Genomic DNA, 19850 nt, shown 5'->3' with positions numbered 1-19850 from the left:
GTAAAGGAAACTCATGTCCAAGCGCATCGACGTCGAGCATCTCAACGTCTACTACGGCGATTTCCTGGCCGTGGACGATATCTCCATCGCCATCGAGCCGCGATCCGTCACGGCGTTCATCGGCCCCTCGGGCTGTGGCAAATCGACGTTCCTCCGCACCCTCAACCGCATGCACGAGGTCATTCCCGGCGCCTATGTCGAGGGCAAGGTTAACCTCGACGGCGAGAACCTCTACGGAAAGAACGTGGATCCGGTCCGCGTCCGTTCGCAGATCGGCATGGTCTTCCAGCGGCCAAACCCGTTCCCCACGATGTCGATTCGCGACAACGTGCTCGCCGGGGTCAAGCTGAATTCCCGCCGCATCTCCAAGAGCGATGCGGATGACCTCGTGGAGTCCTCGTTGCGCGGGGCCAACCTGTGGGAAGAGGTCAAGGACCGGCTGGAGAAGCCGGGATCCGGTCTCTCCGGCGGCCAGCAGCAGCGTCTCTGCATCGCCCGCAGCATCGCGGTTCGCCCCGATGTGATCCTGATGGACGAGCCCTGCTCGGCTCTCGACCCGATCTCGACCCTGGCGGTCGAGGACCTGATCAACGAGCTCAAGGAGGAGTACACGGTCGTCATCGTGACGCACAATATGCAGCAGGCGGCCCGCGTCTCCGACAAGACCGCGTTCTTCAACATCGCCGGAACCGGCAAGCCCGGCAAGCTCATCGAGTACGCGCCGACGCAAGAGATCTTCAATAAGCCGCAGGAAAAGGCCACCGAGGATTACGTGTCCGGACGATTCGGCTAAACCCCTCGTCGTCACAAGGGCCCCCGGGCCTCACCCCCGCAAGGGTGAGGCCCGGGGGCCTTTCTTGCGTCGGGCTCCGGGGGAGTGGCGATCGCCACCGCCCGGTTCCGCCGGCAAACCTGAAATTACAAGATCGGCGAGAGCGCGAGGAAGAAGATCGCCGACCCGAGGGCCGATATCGGCAGGGTGAACACCCACGTGAGCACGAGGCGGGCGGCCATGTTGGCGCGAACGGCGTGGAATCGTTGATTCGATCCGGACCCCAGCACCGCGGAGGCGGTCAGATGGGAGGAAGAGAACGGGTCCTTCGCGACGGCCCCGGTCGCGAAAATCAGCAGGCCCGCGACCACTTGGGCGACCGCCCCGCGGAAGGGATCGAGCCGAACGAGCTGGTCGGTGATCGTATGGCCGATCCGCCAGCTACCGAGCAGGCTGCCGAGGACCATCATGATGCCGAGCACGATGCAGAACCAGAGAACGTGCGTTCCGGTGATGGTCTGACCGATCGACATGAACATCAGGGCGGCAATGACCACGACCCGGTGCCCGAAGTAGATGCCGTGGCCCAGGGAAATGACCGAGGCGCTCAGGGACAGCACGTAACGCGACTGGCGGTGAATGCTGTTGGGGCTGGTGTGTTGCAGAAGATGCACGAGCGGGATGACGAGCACCCACGCGAGCAGGAAGGCGATGAGGGGCGCGAGGACGAGGGGCAGGATCACCCGTCCGAGCATGTCCGCGGCCAGATCCAGGTAATTCCCCAGGTGGACGTGCTGAGTGGCCCAGAGGGCCCCGAAGACGGCTCCGACGAGGGCATTCGTCGAGGAGGACGGCATCCTGCGCCACCACGTGATCAGCTCCCACAGGATCACCATGAGCAGGGACGACGTCAGGACCCCCAGCCCCGTGGAATTGTGGGGGATCTTCAGCCACAGTTCGGTTGTCGAGCTCAGCGATACCGTGCCCACGACGAGGCCGAGAAGATTGAACAGGGCGTTGAGGAGCAACGCAACCCGCGGGGTCAACGACCGGGCCCGCACGGGTACCGCGATCGCGTTGGACGCGTCGTGGAAGCAGCCGATCACGGTGAATCCGAGAAGAAAAATCCCACACAGGGCGAACAGGGCGTAGGTCACCCTACGACTCCTGAACGAGGATGCGGCCGACGTCGGTCGCGACCTGGCGCACGCTCAGGGAGGCCGACTGGAGCTTTTCCGTGAACTGGGCCTCCTTGATATAGGAAGCGGGCTTGAGTCGATCCATCATGTCCGCCTGGTAGAGGTCGGTGGTGCGGATGGACTGCTTGGACATGCGCAACACCTCGACCCAGTACTCGTCCAGGCCTTCCAGGTCGGAGAGATGCCGCATCGCCTCGGTGGTCAGCGATGCCTGCCGCTGCAGAAGGTCGAGCAGGTCCGAGGCCCGGGAGGAGAAACGGTCCAGGCCGTGGATCTTGATGATATTGGTCGCGGAGGTCAGCGACTCGGTCGCCTGGTTCAGACGTTGGGCCAACTGGTAGAGGTCCGCACGGGGCAGGGGCAACACGAAGGCGCTGCGGACCGTGGTCATCAGGGCGAAGAAGTGGTCGGTCGAATGTCCCTCGATTTCCAGGGCCTGCTGAAACACTTCTTCGTGGTCCGAGACCGGAGAACCCATCATGCGGGAGGTGGCGGAGGTAGCGTCCACCACGAACTGGGCCATCTCGGCAAGGAGCTCGAGGGCCCTGTTCTCATGAGGGAATAGGCGAATTGCCACGCTTAGCCTTCCAAGGTATTCGTCGTGATCGTTCTTAAGATAACCGCCCATGGTTAACAAGTTCGTCACGGCGGCTTCATGACGTGCCGAATCGTCGACGGAATCCGGCCGCGCCGCGCGAAAAACGCCCCCGACGACAATCGGGGGCGTTCCACAGCGTAAGTAGGGGGCACTGGACCGGGTGCGCCTCTCGGCGGAAGGCCGCTCGTAGCGGCTAAATGATGGAGCCCGGGGCAACCTGCGGCCCAGTGCCTTGCCTCCAGTGTGAACCCCGCGTCGAGGCCGTGTCAACGAGCGCCTCGGCGGGGCCACCGAGCACTCAGGGCCGGATCCCCGTGGGATCCGGCCCTGAGTCTCGACTCGCGGCTAGCGTTGCCGCGCGAGCGGTGTGTGAGGCCTTAGCGTGCCTGCTGCTTGCCCTGGAGGGCGTTGAACCACGCGGCTCCCTCGCCCCGCCACAGCTGGATGGTCGCGACGACGACGAGGACCAGGGAGACGATTCCGGAGAAGTTGCCGCCGATCAGGCTGATGATGAAGATGACCAGCAACAGGATCGCGATGACGAGAATGGCCACCCGGCCCCAATTCTTGCCCTTGCGCACGGCCACGCCGGCGAAGATCAGGACGAGGCCGAGGACGAGCTCCAGGACGCCGAGGCCGATGAGGGCGCCCGGGGTCATGACGCCGCCGAGGGCTTCCTCTGCCTCTGAGGAAGAACTGGCGGCGAGGCCGCCCAAGAGCAGGAAGAGCGCGGCCAACGCGGTCAGGCCGCCGACGATGAAGACCAAAACGGACGCCGTCTTGACCGCCTTGGGGCGATCCAGGGCGTTGCGCTGACCGTAGTCATTGCCCTGGTACTGGGGCTGGCCGTAAGGCTGATTGCCGTTTTGGTACTGCGGGGCGCCGCCCTGCTGGCCGTAGGGCTGGTTGCCGCCCTGGTACTGCGGGGCACCCTGGTCGGAGTTTCCCCCGAACTGGGGAGGCTGGTTTCCGGTGGGGCCCTGCGGGTTGTCAGACATCATTACCTCTCGAGGTGCGAAAAATTGTTGTGTTTACTATGTAAACACGGAATTATCCCGGCCACAACGAATAATTCTCGGCCCCGTAACAGATTTTGACTATTCTGGTGGAAACGATTCGTGGACCAAATGGTTGAAACAGGCACGTGGGGGCGTCGTCGTGAAGATTGGTGGTTGGGGAATTTCGTGTGTGGCTGGGGCCGTTGCGCTCGGATGCGCAGCGTGCACCGCTGTCGAAGAGGTCGTGGTCGAGACGCCGAGCGCCTCGTCCCCGGAGCCCGTGCCCACCGCGGAGCCCCCGCGGGTCAACGAATGGCACCGCGGCGCTCCGACGGTCGTGTTGTACATCGACTATCAGAGCCGATACGCCGCCGATGCGTACGCCACGTTTCGGGCGGCCGGCGAGGAGCTGAAGGGGCGCATGAATCTCGAGGTGAAGAACTTCCCCCTGAATGTTCACGGCAGCTCCCGAGAGGTCGCGTACGCGATGGAGGCGGCGCAGCGGCTCGGGCGCTTCCCGGATATGGCCGCAACCGTCCTGGAGCATCGCTCGCGCTGGCGGGACCTTGAGGGCTCCGAGGAGGTCTCCGAACAACTGGTTCGGCTGGCGTCGTCGATCGGCATGGACCCGGACCTGTTTCGCTCCGAGATGCACCGCCCGGAGGTGCAGGGGGCGGTCGAACTGCAGCGGCAGGAGGCGGAGGCGCTGCACATCGCCAGCGCCCCGGCCTTTGCGGTCGACGGACGCCTGGTGCGGGACTTAGACGCGAGCAGCGACGTCGAACATATGGTTCAGAGATTTGAACAGATAGCGGGCCAAGGGTCGACGTTTTCTGGGTAATGTCCACTTTATTGGGAGTAACGTTTGACGAGTCGTGAATGTCGTTGAAGAAATATGCCATTCACGTGACTTGGCGGGGATTACGTTACCGATGAACTAATTTCCCCGGAAAATATCGGACGGCGCGTGAAAGTTACTTTTCGGTTGGAGCGGCGTGTGGCGTTCGGCCGGCCCGCGTCACGGAGCGTCGGGGACGATCGTCGCGACGTCGGCGGTGAGTTGCTGGATGTCCGCCTCCGGGTCCACGGCGGACCGGAGCAACACGCCGTGGAGGAAGAGCATCATGACGTTCGCCAGCCGGGCTGGGTCGGTGTAGGGCTCCGGGGTCGAGCCCGCGGGATGGTTCGCGGTGTGAGCCGCAACCCACGGGGCGAGCACCTCGGTGAGCAGCTCGCGGGCCCTGCGGAGGTTATCGCGCGCCACGATCGAGAGCTCCGGGTTGACCGTTGACTCGGCGATGAACTGGAGCAAAAGGGGGCCCAGGCCGTTGTCTCGGAGCGTGGTGGCGAGGAGCCGAACCAGGTCGGCCGGGCTCGGCACGGAGCCTTTGGTGCGCTGGAGGTTCGTCAGGTCGACGATCGCGGTGCGGAAGATGGCCTCCGCCGTGCCGCGCATGATGTCCGCCTTGCCGTCGAAGTGGGAATAGATGGATCCGGCGGACATGCCGGACTCCTCCACGATGTCGGCCATCGACGTGTTCGAGAAGCCATTGCGCCGAAAACACTCCCGCGCGGCCTCGATGATGCGGTCGCGGCGGAGGGTCTTCGTCGATTCGGTGAGTCTGGGCATGGAAAAAAGAATAGACGTTCTGTTACGCTGATGGCAACAAAACGAACGTTCCTTTTAGGAGGCATGATGAGTAGTACGCCATCGACGAGCGCCGCCTCGTCCACGCACCATGGCAGCCACCTCGGCAAGGTCCTCGGGGTATCCCTGATCGCCGCGATTGTGGTCTCGATTTTTGTGCTGGCTTTCAGCTGGCCCACCAAGACCAGTGAAACGCACAACCTGCCGGTCAGCGTGGCCGGTCCGCAACAGGCCGTCGACCAGTTCGAGTCCAAGATCAAGGAAAAGTCCGGAGATACCTTCGACTTCGTCGAGGCAGACTCCCGGGATCAGGCGGTCGACCAGATCAAGCACCGGGAAACCTATGGCGCCATCATCTTGGCCGAACAGCCCAAGACGCCGGAGGTCCTCACGGCACCGGCCGCCAACGCGACCGCCACACAGATCCTCAAGGGGATGGGCGACCAGCTGACCACGCAGATGCGGGGCCAGATCTCCGGGCAGGTCCAGCAGATGCAGGCCAAGTCCGGCGGAAACCTCTCGCCCGAGCAGGCCAAGCAGGCTCTCGCGATGGAGCAGAAGGCCGCGACCGCCGAGGTCCCGGTGACCGAGGTCGTCCCGCTCTCCGACGACGATCCCAACGGTGCCGGACTCACCGCCGCGGCGTTCCCGCTGGTCCTGGGCGGCATGATCGGCGGTGTGCTCATCACCTTCCTGGTCAAGGGAGTATGGCGGCGCCTGATCGCCTCGGTGGCCTACGGCGCCCTGGCGGGCCTGAGCCTCACGCTGATCCTGCACACCTGGTTCGGCTTCGTCGAAGGCAACTTCGGCCTGCTCTGGTTGGCCTTTGGGCTTTCCGCGATGGCCACGGCGACCTTCATCCTGGGCTGCACGGCGATCCTGGGTGCCCCCGGGATCGGCATCGGCGCCCTGGTGACGCTGCTGATCGGCAATCCGCTCTCCGGGGCCACCGCCGCGTGGCAATTCATGGCCGAACCGTGGGGCCACATCGGGCAGTTCCTGGTGCCGGGCGCCTCGAATACGCTCTTGCGCTCGGTCAGCTACTTCCCGGACGCGCCCACGGCGCAGCAGTGGTGGACGCTGATCGCGTGGGTCGCCCTCGGCGTCGTGCTCACCAGCATCGGGCATTTCCGGCACAACTCGATCAACGAGGACGAGCCGGCCTCCGAGCCGTCCGAGCATGACGGTCACGATGAGAACCGCGTGACCTCCGGCGATTATCACGCCCCTCGGCACCTGAAGACCTCGGAGAACGAACGGCCGAGCGGGGCGCAGGCGTAACGGGCCTTCGCTCCCGGTCAGGGGCGAGGCCACACAATAAGGGCTGGCCGGTGAACGAGTGGATACTCGATCACCGGCCAGCCCTTTGCATTAAGCGCCTCGGTCGACGGCTCGCCCGGACCGGCGGCCTCTCGGCCCCCCGACCCGGGCGGCCCGGCGGCTAAAGCTGCTGATTGCGCACGCGCACGGTGCGCTCATTGGTGAACTGCTGAAGCGCCCACTGGGCGTTCTCGCGGCCGTAGCCCGAGCGGTTGATGCCGCCGAACGGGAACTCCGGGCTCGAATCCATGTGGGTGTTCACGAAGGTCATGCCCGCGTTGATCTTTTCGGCGAACTCACGACCGTGCTCCGGGTTGTTGGTCCACACCGAGGCCATCAGGCCGTACTGGGTGTCGTTGGCCAACCGGAGCGCTTCGTCTTCGTCCTTGGCCTTGTAGATCATGACGGCGGGGCCAAACAGCTCGTTGCACCCGAGATCCGACTTCGGGTCGATGTCCGTCAGCAGCGCCGGGGACATGAACCAGCCATCGCGGTCGAGCTTCTTGCCGCCGGTGTGCAACGTCGCGCCGTCCTTGACGGCCTGGGCGATGCGCTCGACGACCTCGTCGCGGGCGCCCTCGGAGGAGAGCGGTCCCATGTCGGTGTTCGGGTCGTCATAGTTCCCGACGGTCACGTTCTCCACGGCCTTCTTGGCCTCGGCGACGAATTCGTCGTAGATGTCCTCCACGACGATGAACCGCTTGGGCGAGGTGCAGACCTGGCCCGCGTTGGCCACGCGAAGGGTCACGGCCTTCTGTGCGAGGGCCGGAACGTCGTCGGAGTCGAGGACGACCAGCGGGTCGTTGCCGCCGAGTTCCAGGACCGAGCGCTTGAAGTACTTCGCGGCGATCGCGGCCACGGAGGCGCCCGCGCCCTCGGACCCGGTCAGCGAGAAGCCCTTGACGCGGAAGTCCTTGAGGACCTCTTCGGCGTCGCCGCTGTCCAGGTAGATGTTCGTGTAGACGCCCTGCGGCAGTCCGGCATCTTCGAGCATGTCCTGGAAGGCCTGCGAGGACTTCGGGCAGATCGATGCCTGCTTCATGAGGATCGCGTTGCCGACCATGAGGTTCGGCAGGGCGAAACGGGCGATCTGGTTGTAGGGGAAGTTCCACGGCATGATGCCCAGCAGAACGCCCAGGGGGTCGTGCTTGACGTAGGTCTGAGCCGCGCCCTGGGCCTCGGAGAGGTCCGTGTTCTCCAGGAACTTCGCGGAATTCTGGGCGAACCAGCGAGCGGTGAAGGCGACCTTGGTGGCCTCGGACTTGCCCTGCTTCAGGGGCTTGCCCATCTCGCGGCCGATGATGTCGGCGAGCTCGTCGGTGCGCGACTCGACGATGTCGGCAAATTTCTCAAGGATCGCGGCCTTCTCGGCCAGCGGGGTGTCTTTCCAGGACTCGTGGGCCTGATGGGCCCGGTCGATGATCCCGGGGATCTGATCGGTGCTCAAGGAGTCGAAGGTTTCCTCGACGACGCCGGTATTGGGGTTAGTCACTGCGAAAGTACTCATGGGTACCAGCAAACTCTCGCAACCCCGCCACGTCTAGTGGATTTCGGTGGCGGCGGAATGTTTCTCGTGATGAAGCGGGCAAAGGCGCTCGCTGAGGGTCGCGGCGGCCTCCTGCGGATCGTCGGCCTCCGTGATCGCGCGCACCACGACGACGCGGCTGGCGCCCGCGGCGAGCACCTCGCCGAGATTCTCCGCGGTGATGCCTCCGATCGCGAAGAAGGGCTTGTTCGCATCGTGTCCCGCGGCGAAGGCCGGAAGCTCGAGGCCCACGGCCGCCCGGCCCGGTTTGGTCGGGGTCTCCCAGATGGGACCGGTGCAGTAGTAGTCGACGTCCGAATCCTCGAGCGCCGCCGTCACGTGGTCCGTGGTGTGGCACGAGCGACCGATCAGGATGTCGGGGCCCAGGACCTGCCGGGCCTGCCGCGGGGTCACGTCCGTCTGCCCGACGTGGAAGACGTCCACGCCGGCCAGGGCCGCGAGGTCCGCCCGGTCGTTCGCCGCCGCGAGGCCACCTTCGGCCCGGGCCACCGAGACCAGGATCCGCAGGGCGGCCAACTCGGTCTGGGCCGAGACCTTCTTGTCCCTGACCTGGATGATGTCCACGCCACCGCGGAAGCAGGCGCGAAAGAACTGCGTCAGGCGGGTCGAGCTCAGCTGCTCGGGGTCGAATTCGTGGGGCTTGCGATCGATGAATTCTTGCAGGCCCGTGCAGAGGTAGAGGGAAGCATCGTTCAGCCGTTCGAGGCGGGACGGATGCGCTGAGGTCTGGTCATGCGGCGACTCGTGCGTGTGTGTCACGCACAACAGGCTAGTACATGAGGCTTCTGCGGACCGTGGTCTTGGCCATAGACTAGGGGGACGTGGGAGACCGGGAGGGCCGGTCTGAGAGGGCAATTCCGCCGACCATTCGAACTCGATGCGGGTCATGCCGCCGTGAGGAGAAGAAACTCGTGCATATAGCGATCGCCGGCGCCGGGATCATCGGCCTGCAGACCGCGTGGCGCCTCAGGACGCGGGGTCATCGCATCACGATCCTGGACCCCGACCCGAGCGGCGGGGCCACCTTCGCTGCGGCGGGAATGCTCGCGCCGGTCAGCGAGGTGCAATTCGGCCAGGAACGCCTCTACCCCCTGCTGGTGGCCGCGCGCGAGGAATACCCGCGGCTCATCGACGAGCTGGGCAGAGCCACCGAGCGTCCCCTGGGCTTTCTCGACAACGGGACCTTGTTGATCGGCGGCGATCGCGCCGATCTCGACAGGGTTCGCGACCACGCGCGCGTGCACTCCGAATACGGGCTGAACATCCAGAAGCTCTCCACGCGGGATATCCGGGAGCGGGAACCTTTCCTCAACGCCAGGCTCGCCGGCGGTTTCGAAGCCCCGGACGACGCGCAGGTCGATCCGCGGGTCCTGTGCGCCGCCCTGAGGGACGCCCTCTCCGCGGCATTGGACCCCCAAGACTTTCCGAACGCGGGCCCGCCGGTCACGTGGGTGACCGAGCGGGTGACCAGCGTCGACGGCGACCCGTCCGGCCCGTACGCCGTGGCGTGCGATGGCGGGGAACGCCTCACCGCAGATCGGGTGGTGATCGCCTGCGGCACCGGTTGCGCCGCGGTCGCTGGGATTCCCCAGCGGACCCCTCTCGATGTCCGCCCGGTCTACGGCGACGTTCTGAGGCTTCGACCGCATCCGTCCGCGGCCTCGAAGCAGTTGCTTTCCTCGACGATTCGCGCGACCGTGCTCGGCCGCCAGGTCTACCTCGTGCCCCGCGCGGACGGGGAGATCGTGGTGGGGGCGAGCGTCCGGGAGGACGGCCTCGACGGCATCAGCGTCGGCGGCGTGCACGAATTGCTCGAGGACGCCCTGACGATTCTTCCGGCGATTCGCGATCTCGAAATCGCCGATATCACCGCGCGTGCGCGCCCCGCCTCGCCGGACGACATTCCCCTGCTCGGCCTCCTCCCGGACGCTCCCGGAATCCTCGTCTCCGCGGGGTATTCCCGGCACGGCATATTGCTCGCTCCCCTCGGGGCGCGGCTCGGGGCCGACCTGCTGACCGGCCGGGCCCCGGAGGCCGCCGACCGTGAAATGCTCCGGACGATGGACCTCGGGCGAGGCGGAGCACGCCGCGCCGCGCCCAGCGACACCCACAGATTGGAAGGTGCCTCGGATGGCAACAGTCACCGTTAATGATCGACAGCTCGAAGTCGCGGACGACGCGACGCTGGTCGACGTCGTGGCCCTGGCCACCGGCCGGAGCCTGACCCCGGATGGACGGCCGAGCGACGGGGGCCGGCTCGGCATCGCGATCTCCCTCGACGGGACCGTGGTCCCTCGGGCTTCGTGGTCCCAGCGGCGGGTCATCGACGGCGTCGCTCTGGAACTCGTGACCGCCGTACAGGGTGGTTAGAAAGGTAACCCATGGAGAATTCACCGAACACCGTGACCACCGACGCGCCCGCCGAGGGCACCGAAGGGTCGATTCCCGCGATCCGCATCGGCGACTACGAGCTGACGAGCCGACTCATCATGGGCACGGGCGGCGCGACCGACCTGGCCTCCCTGGAACGCGCGCTCGTGGCCTCGGGGACCGCCCTGACGACGGTCGCGGTCCGAAAATTCAATCCGGAGGGCCGTACCAGCGTCTTCGAGCTGTTGGAGCGACTGAACATTGACGTCTTGCCGAACACGGCCGGCAGCTTCACCGCCAAAGACGCCGTGCACACCGCCCAGCTCGCCCGGGAAGCGCTCGAAACGAACCTCGTCAAGGTCGAGGTGATCGCCGACGAGACGACCCTGCTTCCCGATGTCGTGGAGACCCTCCGGGCCACGGAAACCCTCGCGGACCAGGGCTTCGTGCCGTTCGTGTACACCACGGACGACCCGAGCATCGCGATCCGTCTGGAAGAGGCCGGGGCGGCGGCGGTCATGCCCTTAGGCTCGCCGATCGGCACCGGACTGGGAATCCTCAACCCCTTCAATATCGAGCTGATCGCCGCCCGGGCCTCGGTACCGGTGGTCGTCGACGCGGGGCTCGGAACCGCCTCGGAAGCGGCCCAGGCCATGGAGCTGGGGTGCGACGCCGTCTTGGCGGCCTCGGCCGTGACCCGTGCCCGAGATCCCCGGGCGATGGCCCGCGCGATGCGCGCCGGTACGGAAGCGGGCTACTGGGCCCGGAACGCCGGCCGCATTCCCCGCCGCGCGGACGCCGTCGCTTCCTCGCCCATGAGCGGGCGCGTACGAGCGGAGGACCGGCTGTGACGAGAGTCGAGGACCTGAACCCGAGCCAGATCGAACGCTTCCAGCGGCACCTGGGCCTGGTGGGCTTCGGTCCCGAGGCCCAGTGCGCGCTTCTCGACGCCCGGGTCGCGGTGATCGGCGCGGGCGGCCTCGGGGCACCGATCCTGCAATATCTCGGTGCGGCCGGGGTGGGCCATATCGACATCGTCGACGACGACGTCGTGGACCGATCCAACCTGCACCGGCAGGTCATCCACCGGGAGTCCGACATCGGGCGGCCCAAGGCATCGTCGGCCGCCGACGTCGTGCACGGCCTGCACCCCGAAGCCGAGGTCACCGAGAGGCGCATCCGCCTGACCAAAGACAACGCCCTGGACGTGCTCCGGGAGGCCGACCTCGTGCTCGACGGGTCGGATAACTTCCTGACCCGATACATCGTCTCGGACGCCGCCGAGATCCTCGGCAAGCCCGTGGTCTACGGGGCCATCCTGCGCTTCGAGGGGCAGATCAGTGTGTTCTGGTCCGGTCACGGACCCACGTACCGCGATCTCTTCCCCGAGCCACCGGCCCCGGGCGAGGTGCCCTCGTGCGCGGAGGCCGGGGTGATCGGCGTCCTCCCCGGCGTCGTCGGGACCCTCATGGCCACCGAGGCGATCAAGGTGCTGACGGGAATCGGCGAGCCGCTGCTCGGGCGAGTGCTCGTGTACGACGCGCTCGCCGCAAGTTTCCGCGAACTGAGGCTGAGCCCTGACTCCGGCCGTGAGCCGGTGACCAGCGTGGCACCGGACCTCCAGGACGAATCGGACGGGCCGTTGTGCGCGGTTCCTTCCGAAACCGCGGAGGCCGAAGCGATCAGCGCGGCCGAGCTTCGGGAGCTCCTGGAACGAGGCGAGGGGCTCACGATCCTCGACGTCCGGGAACCCTGGGAGCATCGTCTCGGAGCCATTCCGGGGGCCGTCAACATTCCCCTCGGGGAGATCGACGCGGATCCCGAGGGCGTTGCCGCGGCCTCCGTCCCGTCGGGTCGACCGACGGTCGTGTACTGCAAGGCGGGGGTCCGGTCCCGTCGGGCTCAGGACCTCCTCGTGGGAGTCCTGGGCGACGCGCAGATCCGGAGCCTGACCGGCGGCTACGACGCGTGGGACGTCGGGGCGCCTACTGCCGAGGGCTGACGAGCAAGAGCTCCGTGTTGTGGTCCTGGTCCCGCCCCATGAGGGAATCGTCGGCGTGGATGTCGTTGAAGGAATATTCGCGGTAGAGGGTCGCGGCCGAATCCCCGGAGTAGGGCGCCTCCGACTCCAGCACGGTCGTCAGCAGGGAGAGGGTCCCGTTGCCGTTGTCGACCACCTCGATCACGCGGGCGTGCTGCGGGTAGTGCACGTGGGATGCCGTGTTGATTTCCCAGTAGGAACGTTCAGGGACCCGGTCCTGCTTGAGGGTGATCTCATGGCGATGCGTGTGGCCGTTGACCCACGCCAGAACGTTCGGGAAACGACCCAAGAGGTTCTCCACGTCCCAACCCGCGTGCCGCAGCTCGGGATTTCCCGGTTCCAACAGCAGGTTATTCATCGAGGCCGGGGTGTGGTGGCTGAAGACGATGAAGTACGTGTCCTCCGCCTGCTGGGTCTTCCGGGCCCCGACGCCGTCGTACCAGTGGCTCGAACCCTCACGAAGGGTCTGTTCTAGCCAGCGGTATTGGGCCTCGCCGATGGAGCCGCCGGTGAAGCCCGCCCGGTTGGTCGAATCCAGCGCGATCCCGACCACGCCATCGGCGATGTCGAACGCGTAGTAGCCGATCTGCTGGGCCACGTGGTCCGGGGTGAACCCGTTCCCGAGGGGACCCGTCGGTGACGGCCGGTCCAGGTGGGCCTGCATGAATTCGGCCGGGGTGAACGGCCTGCGACGCGGATCCGGGGTCACGTGGAAGTCCTGCTTCGGCGTCTTGTCGGCCGTCACCGCGGGCGCGTCGTGGGACTGGGTCGTGTCGGTCGTGATCTGGCGTTCCAGCTGACGGTTCGCCGTCGCGTCCCGGAATCCCGTGAACTTGATCGATCCGGTGAACATGTCCCGGAAGGCCGCCCAGTCCGAGGGCAACGTGCCGCAGATGGAGTCGTCGTGGTTTCCGAAGACGCTGAACCACGGGAACTTCAATCCTGGGCTGCCGTGTTCGGCCATGGCACGCGCAAAGAAGTCGCTGACCACCGGAAATCCGGCGTCCTTATACCGGTCGCCCGCCGGATCCTCCGGCAACCAGTACAGGGGGTTGGACGAGCTCTGCACCCCTTCCCACCGGTCGGGTGCGCCAGAATTCGGGGTCAGCGATCCGCCGTTCATGATGGTCAGGAACCAGTCGAGTTCGAGGCCCTCGTGGTTGTCGGTGCTGTCTCCGGTCGTCACGACGCAGTCGAGCGGCCGCCCGGTCTGCGGCCCCTTGCCGAGGGAATTGACCTTCTCGATGAGGGAGACGGCCCCTTGGGTGCCGAGGGCCTCCTGCGGCCGGAACGCCGAGCCGGTGAGGTCGTGCAGGTACTCGAAGCGCATGGGGGACTGGGCGTCGACGACGTGCAGGTCCGTGAGTTGCACGAAGGAGGCCAGGGTGGTGCGCCGATCCGTGCCTTCCGCGGCGGGCGGCGTCGGTAATGCCTCGGAGCGCACTCGCACCGGGTACCCGGGTCCGGCGCCGAGTTGCCGGTAGCCGGTCGTGCCGATGGGGACCGCGGCTTTCTCGAGGGTCGTGCCGGCCGGGGAAGCGAGCCGATCCGCCGCCATCGCGGGCGTCAGGGTGGCCGGGAGGATGCTCGCTCCGGCCGCCGCGACGCCCGTGGCCAGGAAGAATGTTCTGCGTGAGTATCGGGGCATACCCCGCATTCGAGCACGCGCACTTGGACTCAAAGTAACGATCGACTGGCCTGCGGGTTGCCACCACGAGGCGGCGACAACAACCACCCGGACTCCAAAACGTCATTTTTCGTCATAAAACTTGCGCCCGAGATGCGCCCAACTGGTTGCGTTTGGTTGGGATTGAGTGAGACCGAGCGGGCGCGACTAGGCAAAAGTTGAAGCGTCATTGTACTGGCGAGTACGAAAAGGCGTCCGGGTCCGGAGGTGGCTTCCGCGAGGGGGCGGGCCTGGATGCTTCGGCTCGCTAAGTGATCGATTGTCGGAGTGTCACCAAATAAACGACAACCTTTCGTTTGGATTTCGGTGAAATTGCATGGGTTGCCGTTCGATCACCGAAATCTCGGGGATGAAGGTTTCGAAAAATCATCCGCTTCATTCTGTACTGGGCAGTAATCAACCGTCGGGAAGTTCTGTAATGTCCCATGTCAGATCTCGGCGAACGAGTCGGATCGCGGACCTGACCAGGGCCCTCGGTACCGGTTCGCTGACTCTCGAAGGCCTGAGCCGGACGAGAGTTCCTGGGGACGGCAGATACGGATCCGGTCGTCGAGATCTCTCGGAACCGGTATGAACGAGGAGCACCTATGAAGCTGACAGGAAAGCTGGTCGGAATCTTGGGAGGCAGCGCGCTGATGCTCGGCGTCGCCGCGATGCCCGCCAACGCGACCACCATCGAGAATCACTACCCTGAAACGCCCGCCCTTAACCCGACGTTGCCGATCGTGAACACGTACCACAAGTCGGATCACATCAAGCCGAACGCCCTGAACCCGCACCCGGTGTGCAACGCCCTCGAGGATAAGCGCACGGTGGTCTACAAGGTCCAGGATCATTTCTCCCCGGTGGGAACCGTCTCGACCACCAACCACACCAACGCGAACATCCCGCTGACGCAGGAGACCTCCAAGTCTCAGACCATCAGCATCAGCGCCAACGGTGAGCAGGGCAGCAGCACCACGATCAACGGCGGCGTGTCCAAGGAAGGCAGCAACCTCGGCATCGCCCAGGAGTTCTCCAAGAAGATGGGCTTCGAGGCGTCGTACCAGTTGTCCTGGAACGTCGGCCAGACCATCGGCCCCTACGATGTTCCCCCGGGATACACCGGTGAGGCCACCTACGGCTTCCGCACGGTGACTATGTCCGGTACGCAGCAGATCTGCGGCGCCAACGGAACCTGGACTAACCCGACCGCGTGGAACGCCTTCGTTCCGATGAAGAACGAGGTCGCCGTCAAGCTCTACAACAACCCGGCCGACTCCTAAGTCGCTGCACTACCGAACGGAGAACGAACACCATGAAGCACAAGTTCATCGGACGCGCGGCGGCCGCCGCATTGGTGCTCGGTCTGGGCGCCAGCACCTTTTCGGCCGGAGCGGCCAACGCCGCCGAGGCCAAGCCGGCCCACGACCTGAGCGTCAACTACACCGTCTCGAGCGCCAAGGCCAAGGGGTACGCCGGGCTGGTCGCGATTCACGCCAAGAACGAGGGATCACAGCGTTACTACTCGGACTTCCCGGCGATCAGTTTCCGCATCGACGTGAAAACCGACAAGGGGCCCGAAGGGGTGGACCGTGTCATCACCCCGGGGTGGTTCAACGGTGCGTACACCCAGGACCTCGGATTCGACGAGAAGACCTCGACCCGCTCCTTTATGGTCACGTTGTCGAATCCCGTCAACGTGGGTGAGAACCAGCTCATCGCCAATCTGAACTTCGGCGACGGCCTGACCAAGGAGGGACGACTGAATAACTACATTCAGGTGACCCAGGTTGGACGCCTCGATGACGACACGACCACGGACAACGACCAGAACGTGGATTCGCGCCAGCACACCCTGAGCGACTTTGGAAAGCCCATCGACGGGGTTTTCTAAAGCGTTTGACCGTGGAACGCCCTAGAACGTGAGGGCTCACGTGGCCGGGAGGGAATGTACCCTCCCGGCCACGTGCGTCTTTAAGGGTCTCGGCCCTAACTCCAGAACGATGAATTCTCGGAGCGGTCGTCTTCCTTGAGGCTGTCCAGGTGCCGCTTGAGGGGGATGAACAAGAGGGGTAGCCCGCAGACGATGAGCGCCCATCCCGTGATCTGGGTCCACGGGGTGACGAATTGGAGCAGTATCCCGCCGCACGCGATGAAGAGGGCGCGGACCTGGAAAAGACGGCGGGAAGTCACATTCATGCCTCCGAGGGTAGCAAGCGCCGGGGTTACCAAAGATCGTGGCGACTTCGTGAGGAACTACGCCTCGGCGTACAATGGGCTTTCACTATCACGCAGGTCGACGAGTGAGGAGAGCCCGGAGATGAGGTCCCCGACGCCCACGGTTCCCTGGGCCACGGAAGAGGGCACCGGCGAGCCCGAGGGGCGTCGCTTCGGCCGCTCCCGCTCCCGGGGTCGGTGGATCGGCCTCCTGGGGCCGGCCTTCGTGGCGTCGATCGCCTACGTCGACCCGGGCAATGTGGCCTCCAATCTCTCGTCGGGTGCCGAGTACGGATATTTGCTGGTCTGGGTCCTGGTGCTGGCGAATCTGATGGCCGTCCTGGTGCAGTATCAGTCGGCCAAGCTAGGCCTCGTGACCGGGCAGAGCCTTCCGGATATCCTCGGCACCTCCATGCGGCGCGGTCCACGCCTCGCGTTCTGGGCGCAGGCCGAAATCGTGGCCGCCGCGACGGACCTCGCGGAAATCATCGGCGGTGCGCTCGCCCTCCACATCCTCTTCGGTGTCCCCCTTCTCTGGGGCGGCGTGATCGTCGGGCTGTTGTCGATGGTTCTGCTGATGACTCAAGGACCCGGCAGCCAGCACCGCTTCGAGGGGTTCGTGATCGGGCTCTTGGTGATCATCACGATCGGGTTCATGGTCGGCCTGTTCGTGAGCCCGGTTGATTGGCCGGAGGCAGCCCGGGGGATCGTGCCGCGGTTCCAGGACTCGCAGTCGGTCCTCTTGGCGGCGAGCATGCTCGGGGCCACCGTGATGCCGCACGCGATCTACCTGCATTCCGCGCTGGTCCGCGACCGGCACGGGACGCCGACGGGCCGTAGCGAAGAGACCACGCGGCGCCTGGTGGTCGCGACCCGATGGGACGTGTTCTTGGGCCTTCTCATCGCCGGTTCGGTGAATATCGGGATGCTTCTCATGGCCGCGGCGGCCCTGCCGGGGGTCTCCGGGACCGACACGATCGAGGGCGCGGCGGCGGCGATCTCGGAGCACCTGGGTCCGGCGATCGGCGTGATCTTCGCGGTGGGGCTCCTGGCCTCCGGCCTGGCCTCGACGTCGGTCGGTTGTTACGCGGGCTCGATCATCATGAACGGCCTGTTGCGCGTCCGGGTTCCCCTGCTGGCGAGGCGGCTCGTGACCATGATTCCCGCCCTGCTGATCCTGGCCATCGGTTGGGACCCGACGTGGAGCCTCGTGATCAGCCAGGTGGTGCTATCCCTCGGAATTCCCTTCGCCCTGATTCCCCTCGCGGTGTTGACCAGCCGAAAAAGGCTGATGGGACGCTGGGCCAACCCGGCCTGGGTCAAGGTCTTATCCGTGGTGGTGACCCTGGCGATTGTCAGCCTCAATATTTTGCTGGTCGTTCTGACGATCGCCGAACTGTAGCACCCGGACCGAGAAGGTCGGCCGCGCTCGCCGCGGCGGCGGACTCCCGCACGAGAAACTCGAAGGATCACGTAAAATCGAGCCGATGACTTGGATTGACGTAACCATGCCCGCGCTCGTGGGGCTCGCGGCGGTGTTTTTCCCCGGATTCTTCATGGGGATGGCCCTGAGACTGCCCCTCCGTTACTGCCTGACCCTGGCGCCCATTCTGTCCGTCGGGTCGATGGTGGTTGCCGCCGTGGTGGCCGGAAAAGCGGGCTGGAGCTGGGGATTTGCCCCATATCTCGTGCTGAGCCTGGTGTTCATCCTGGTGATGGCCGCGGTGAGTTTTCTCCTGAGGAAGCGTCGTTCACCCTATCTGCGGATCGCGTCCCGATGGACCGTGCCGGGCGCCGGAATGCTCGGTGTCGCGCTGGCGGCCTTCGTGATCGTCGCGCAGCTCAAGAAGAGCATCATCCACCCCGAAGCGATCTCCCAGAGCTTCGACAATATTTTCCACCTCAACGCGATTCGCTGGATCCAGCAGACGGGGGACGCGTCAAGCCTGTCCCTCGGCGCGATGACCACGTCCGACGGCTCCGACGCCTTTTACCCGGCGGGCTGGCACGATCTGGTCTCCCTGGTTTTCTCGGTCTTCCCCGACTCCGTGCCGTTGGCGGTCAACGCCACCACCATCGTGGTCGGCGCATTCGTCTGGCCGATGTCGGTCCTCGCCCTCGCCCTGACGCTGAAGCCCGGAGACCGCATCTTCGCCGCGGCGGCCGGCGGGCTGTCCGGGGCCATGGTCGCCTTCCCCGGACTGTTGCTGAAGTGGGGCATTCTCTACCCGAATCTCTTGGGATACGCGGTGCTGCCGGCGTTCCTCGCCGTATTGATGTGGACGATTCGCATGATCGCCCGCCGCGACGGGAAGGCCTGGTGGCCGGTCGTGCCTGCGTTGCTGGTGGCCACGGCGGGCATCGTTCTGGCCCACCCCAACGCGTTGACCTCCGCCGCGCTGCTGATCCTTCCGCTGGTCCTCGCGCAGCTCGTGCGAACCCTCGCCGGGCGGGCCGCAACGCCGCGGCTGGTGCCGGCCATCTTGCTGGCGCTCGCCGCGCTGGCCTGCGTGGGCATCTGGTGGAAGGTGCGTCCCGCGCCGGAAACCTCCACGTGGGCGCCCAAATACTCGGCCATCGACGCGATCGGCCAGTTCGCCTCGAACGGATTCAACCTCAACGTCCCCGAATGGGCCCTGAGCGGGCTGGTCCTCGCCGGCATCTTCTGGGCGCTACGCACCAAGAGCCATCGCTGGATCGTGATCTCGTGGCTGTTGCTCGGCTGGATCTGGGTCATCGTCGCCTCCCAGCCGATCGGCCCCTACCGTCTGCTCATGGTCGGTCCGTGGTACGCGGACGACATCAGGCTCGCGGCGTTGACCGCGATCCCGGTGATCGCGCTGGCCGCCTTTGGCGTCTCCTACCTCGTGCGCATCGCGGTCTTCGCCCTGCGCCACTTGGGCGTTCCCCAGCGCGGGCTGATCCGGGCCATGACGGCCGCCGGTCTGGTCATCGCCTTGGCCTCCGCTGTGACGCTCGGGAAGGCCGAGCCGATGGCGAAGGCGGCGGACTCGACGGCGCACGAATTCACAGTCGACGATGGATCGATTCTGATCACCAGCGACGAGCAGAAGGTGCTCGACCACCTCGACGCCTACGTTCCGAAGGACGAGACCATCATCGTCAATCCGTGGGAAGGCTCGGCGGTCGCCTACGCGTTGGAGGATCGCAACGTCACGACCAAGCATTCGCTGAGCGCCCAGCCGGAACAGTACGACACCATCCTGCAACATCTGAATGAGGCGAAGACCGACCCGAAGGTCTGCCAAGAGGTCCGCGACCAGAAGGCGCTGTGGTACCTGAAATTCGACGACACCTTGGATCTTGGCGCGGGGAGCAAGGGCATGTACAAGGGCCTCGACGACGTCGAGGGTCGGGGCATCGTGACGCCGGTGTACACGTCCGGCCCGGTCGGCCTGTACAAGGTCACCGCCTGTAGCTGAGGGCCTCGGTCACCGGGGTAGTTCGTCGA

General features: G+C 65.6%; 19 protein-coding genes and 1 riboswitch. Of the genes, 11 read left to right on the top strand and 8 right to left on the bottom strand.

Annotated elements, in window-relative coordinates; translation table 11 throughout:
* Positions 1-13: 13 nt before the first annotated feature.
* Positions 14-793, top strand: coding sequence for a phosphate ABC transporter ATP-binding protein PstB (gene pstB, locus CURSPS6_RS01840; protein ID WP_030013683.1), 780 nt, complete (start codon positions 14-16; stop codon positions 791-793).
* 125 nt (positions 794-918) lie between these two features.
* On the opposite strand, the gene CURSPS6_RS01835 is transcribed toward pstB, so the two are convergent.
* The 3 genes from CURSPS6_RS01835 to CURSPS6_RS01825 form a co-directional block, all read right to left on the bottom strand.
* On the bottom strand, positions 919-1929 hold the full coding sequence (locus CURSPS6_RS01835) for an inorganic phosphate transporter (RefSeq protein WP_051687519.1): 1011 nt from the start codon (positions 1927-1929) through the stop codon (positions 919-921).
* Position 1930: 1 nt separating this feature from the next.
* The gene (locus tag CURSPS6_RS01830) at positions 1931-2548 is read right to left on the bottom strand and encodes a DUF47 domain-containing protein (RefSeq protein ID WP_030013680.1); all 618 of its coding nucleotides are present in this window, start codon (positions 2546-2548) and stop codon (positions 1931-1933) included.
* A gap of 398 nt (positions 2549-2946) precedes the next feature.
* Complete coding sequence (locus tag CURSPS6_RS01825; protein WP_082469932.1) at positions 2947-3567, bottom strand: hypothetical protein; 621 nt, start codon at positions 3565-3567, stop codon at positions 2947-2949.
* 190 nt (positions 3568-3757) lie between these two features.
* Between CURSPS6_RS01825 and CURSPS6_RS12255 the strand changes: the two genes are divergently transcribed.
* Positions 3758-4408, top strand: a complete 651-nt coding sequence (locus CURSPS6_RS12255; RefSeq protein ID WP_160319767.1) for a DsbA family protein — start codon at positions 3758-3760, stop codon at positions 4406-4408.
* A 177-nt stretch (positions 4409-4585) separates the two neighbouring features.
* On the opposite strand, the gene CURSPS6_RS12610 is transcribed toward CURSPS6_RS12255, so the two are convergent.
* On the bottom strand, positions 4586-5197 hold the full coding sequence (locus CURSPS6_RS12610) for a TetR/AcrR family transcriptional regulator (RefSeq protein WP_051687517.1): 612 nt from the start codon (positions 5195-5197) through the stop codon (positions 4586-4588).
* Positions 5198-5263: 66 nt separating this feature from the next.
* Here CURSPS6_RS12610 and CURSPS6_RS01810 point away from each other — a divergent pair, with 66 nt between their 5' ends.
* Entirely contained in the window at positions 5264-6496 is a 1233-nt protein-coding gene (locus CURSPS6_RS01810; protein WP_152978025.1) for an ABC transporter permease, read from the top strand.
* A 160-nt stretch (positions 6497-6656) separates the two neighbouring features.
* Here the strand turns inward: CURSPS6_RS01810 and CURSPS6_RS01805 are convergent, their stop codons facing one another.
* Positions 6657-8042: an NAD-dependent succinate-semialdehyde dehydrogenase gene (locus tag CURSPS6_RS01805; RefSeq protein WP_030013669.1), complete on the bottom strand. Its 1386-nt coding sequence runs from the start codon at positions 8040-8042 to the stop codon at positions 6657-6659.
* A 33-nt stretch (positions 8043-8075) separates the two neighbouring features.
* Positions 8076-8840, bottom strand: a complete 765-nt coding sequence (gene thiE, locus CURSPS6_RS01800) for a thiamine phosphate synthase (RefSeq protein WP_051687515.1) — start codon at positions 8838-8840, stop codon at positions 8076-8078.
* A 52-nt stretch (positions 8841-8892) separates the two neighbouring features.
* Positions 8893-8999, top strand: a riboswitch (TPP riboswitch).
* On the opposite strand from thiE, the gene thiO reads away from it, so the two are divergent.
* From thiO to CURSPS6_RS01780, 4 genes are all read left to right on the top strand, one after another.
* A complete protein-coding gene (thiO, locus tag CURSPS6_RS01795; protein ID WP_051687514.1) occupies positions 8993-10231 on the top strand; it encodes a glycine oxidase ThiO in 1239 nt (412 codons plus the stop codon). It overlaps the preceding riboswitch by 7 nt.
* Positions 10212-10451 (top strand): sulfur carrier protein ThiS, encoded by a 240-nt coding sequence (gene thiS / locus CURSPS6_RS01790; RefSeq protein ID WP_030013664.1) that lies wholly within the window; start codon positions 10212-10214, stop codon positions 10449-10451. The genes thiO and thiS overlap by 20 nt, the downstream gene beginning before the upstream one ends.
* A gap of 11 nt (positions 10452-10462) precedes the next feature.
* Positions 10463-11302: a thiazole synthase gene (locus CURSPS6_RS01785; protein ID WP_051687513.1), complete on the top strand. Its 840-nt coding sequence runs from the start codon at positions 10463-10465 to the stop codon at positions 11300-11302.
* A complete protein-coding gene (locus tag CURSPS6_RS01780; RefSeq protein WP_030013661.1) occupies positions 11299-12453 on the top strand; it encodes a ThiF family adenylyltransferase in 1155 nt (384 codons plus the stop codon). Before CURSPS6_RS01785 ends, CURSPS6_RS01780 begins: the two co-directional genes overlap by 4 nt.
* Here the strand turns inward: CURSPS6_RS01780 and CURSPS6_RS01775 are convergent.
* On the bottom strand, positions 12437-14140 hold the full coding sequence (locus tag CURSPS6_RS01775; protein WP_030013660.1) for a TIGR03767 family metallophosphoesterase: 1704 nt from the start codon (positions 14138-14140) through the stop codon (positions 12437-12439). The genes CURSPS6_RS01780 and CURSPS6_RS01775 overlap by 17 nt on opposite strands.
* 626 nt (positions 14141-14766) lie before the next feature.
* Between CURSPS6_RS01775 and CURSPS6_RS01770 the strand changes: the two genes are divergently transcribed.
* Together CURSPS6_RS01770 and CURSPS6_RS01765 are read left to right on the top strand one after the other, a co-directional pair.
* Positions 14767-15444, top strand: coding sequence for a hypothetical protein (locus tag CURSPS6_RS01770; protein WP_030013658.1), 678 nt, complete (start codon positions 14767-14769; stop codon positions 15442-15444).
* A 32-nt stretch (positions 15445-15476) separates the two neighbouring features.
* Positions 15477-16055 (top strand): hypothetical protein, encoded by a 579-nt coding sequence (locus tag CURSPS6_RS01765; protein WP_030013657.1) that lies wholly within the window; start codon positions 15477-15479, stop codon positions 16053-16055.
* Positions 16056-16150: 95 nt separating this feature from the next.
* On the opposite strand, the gene CURSPS6_RS01760 is transcribed toward CURSPS6_RS01765, so the two are convergent.
* Positions 16151-16360 (bottom strand): hypothetical protein, encoded by a 210-nt coding sequence (locus CURSPS6_RS01760; protein WP_030013656.1) that lies wholly within the window; start codon positions 16358-16360, stop codon positions 16151-16153.
* A 121-nt stretch (positions 16361-16481) separates the two neighbouring features.
* On the opposite strand from CURSPS6_RS01760, the gene CURSPS6_RS01755 reads away from it, so the two are divergent.
* Both CURSPS6_RS01755 and CURSPS6_RS01750 read left to right on the top strand, forming a co-directional pair.
* The gene (locus CURSPS6_RS01755) at positions 16482-17780 is read left to right on the top strand and encodes an Nramp family divalent metal transporter (protein ID WP_082469930.1); all 1299 of its coding nucleotides are present in this window, start codon (positions 16482-16484) and stop codon (positions 17778-17780) included.
* Positions 17781-17865: 85 nt separating this feature from the next.
* Entirely contained in the window at positions 17866-19821 is a 1956-nt protein-coding gene (locus CURSPS6_RS01750; protein WP_152978023.1) for a DUF6541 family protein, read from the top strand.
* Positions 19822-19850: the final 29 nt, after the last annotated feature.

This window comes from Curtobacterium sp. S6 (assembly GCF_000710345.2).
Lineage (GTDB): Bacteria > Actinomycetota > Actinomycetes > Actinomycetales > Micrococcaceae > Rothia.
The sequence above is the reverse complement of the archived record's forward strand: the minus strand, read 5'-3'. Positions and strand labels throughout refer to the sequence as shown.

Excerpts from the sequence above, each read along its gene's own strand:
- pstB (WP_030013683.1), top strand. The coding sequence starts at position 14 with ATGTCCAAGCGCATCGACGTCGAGCATCTCAACGTCTACTACGGCGAT.
- CURSPS6_RS01825 (WP_082469932.1), bottom strand. The coding sequence starts at position 3,567 with ATGTCTGACAACCCGCAGGGCCCCACCGGAAACCAGCCTCCCCAGTTC.
- CURSPS6_RS12610 (WP_051687517.1), bottom strand. The coding sequence starts at position 5,197 with ATGCCCAGACTCACCGAATCGACGAAGACCCTCCGCCGCGACCGCATC.
- CURSPS6_RS01810 (WP_152978025.1), top strand. The coding sequence starts at position 5,264 with ATGAGTAGTACGCCATCGACGAGCGCCGCCTCGTCCACGCACCATGGC.
- CURSPS6_RS01805 (WP_030013669.1), bottom strand. The coding sequence starts at position 8,042 with ATGAGTACTTTCGCAGTGACTAACCCCAATACCGGCGTCGTCGAGGAA.
- thiS (WP_030013664.1), top strand. The coding sequence starts at position 10,212 with ATGGCAACAGTCACCGTTAATGATCGACAGCTCGAAGTCGCGGACGAC.
- CURSPS6_RS01785 (WP_051687513.1), top strand. The coding sequence starts at position 10,463 with ATGGAGAATTCACCGAACACCGTGACCACCGACGCGCCCGCCGAGGGC.
- CURSPS6_RS01775 (WP_030013660.1), bottom strand. The coding sequence starts at position 14,140 with ATGCCCCGATACTCACGCAGAACATTCTTCCTGGCCACGGGCGTCGCG.
- CURSPS6_RS01770 (WP_030013658.1), top strand. The coding sequence starts at position 14,767 with ATGAAGCTGACAGGAAAGCTGGTCGGAATCTTGGGAGGCAGCGCGCTG.
- CURSPS6_RS01765 (WP_030013657.1), top strand. The coding sequence starts at position 15,477 with ATGAAGCACAAGTTCATCGGACGCGCGGCGGCCGCCGCATTGGTGCTC.
- CURSPS6_RS01760 (WP_030013656.1), bottom strand. The coding sequence starts at position 16,360 with ATGAATGTGACTTCCCGCCGTCTTTTCCAGGTCCGCGCCCTCTTCATC.
- CURSPS6_RS01755 (WP_082469930.1), top strand. The coding sequence starts at position 16,482 with ATGAGGTCCCCGACGCCCACGGTTCCCTGGGCCACGGAAGAGGGCACC.
- CURSPS6_RS01750 (WP_152978023.1), top strand. The coding sequence starts at position 17,866 with ATGACTTGGATTGACGTAACCATGCCCGCGCTCGTGGGGCTCGCGGCG.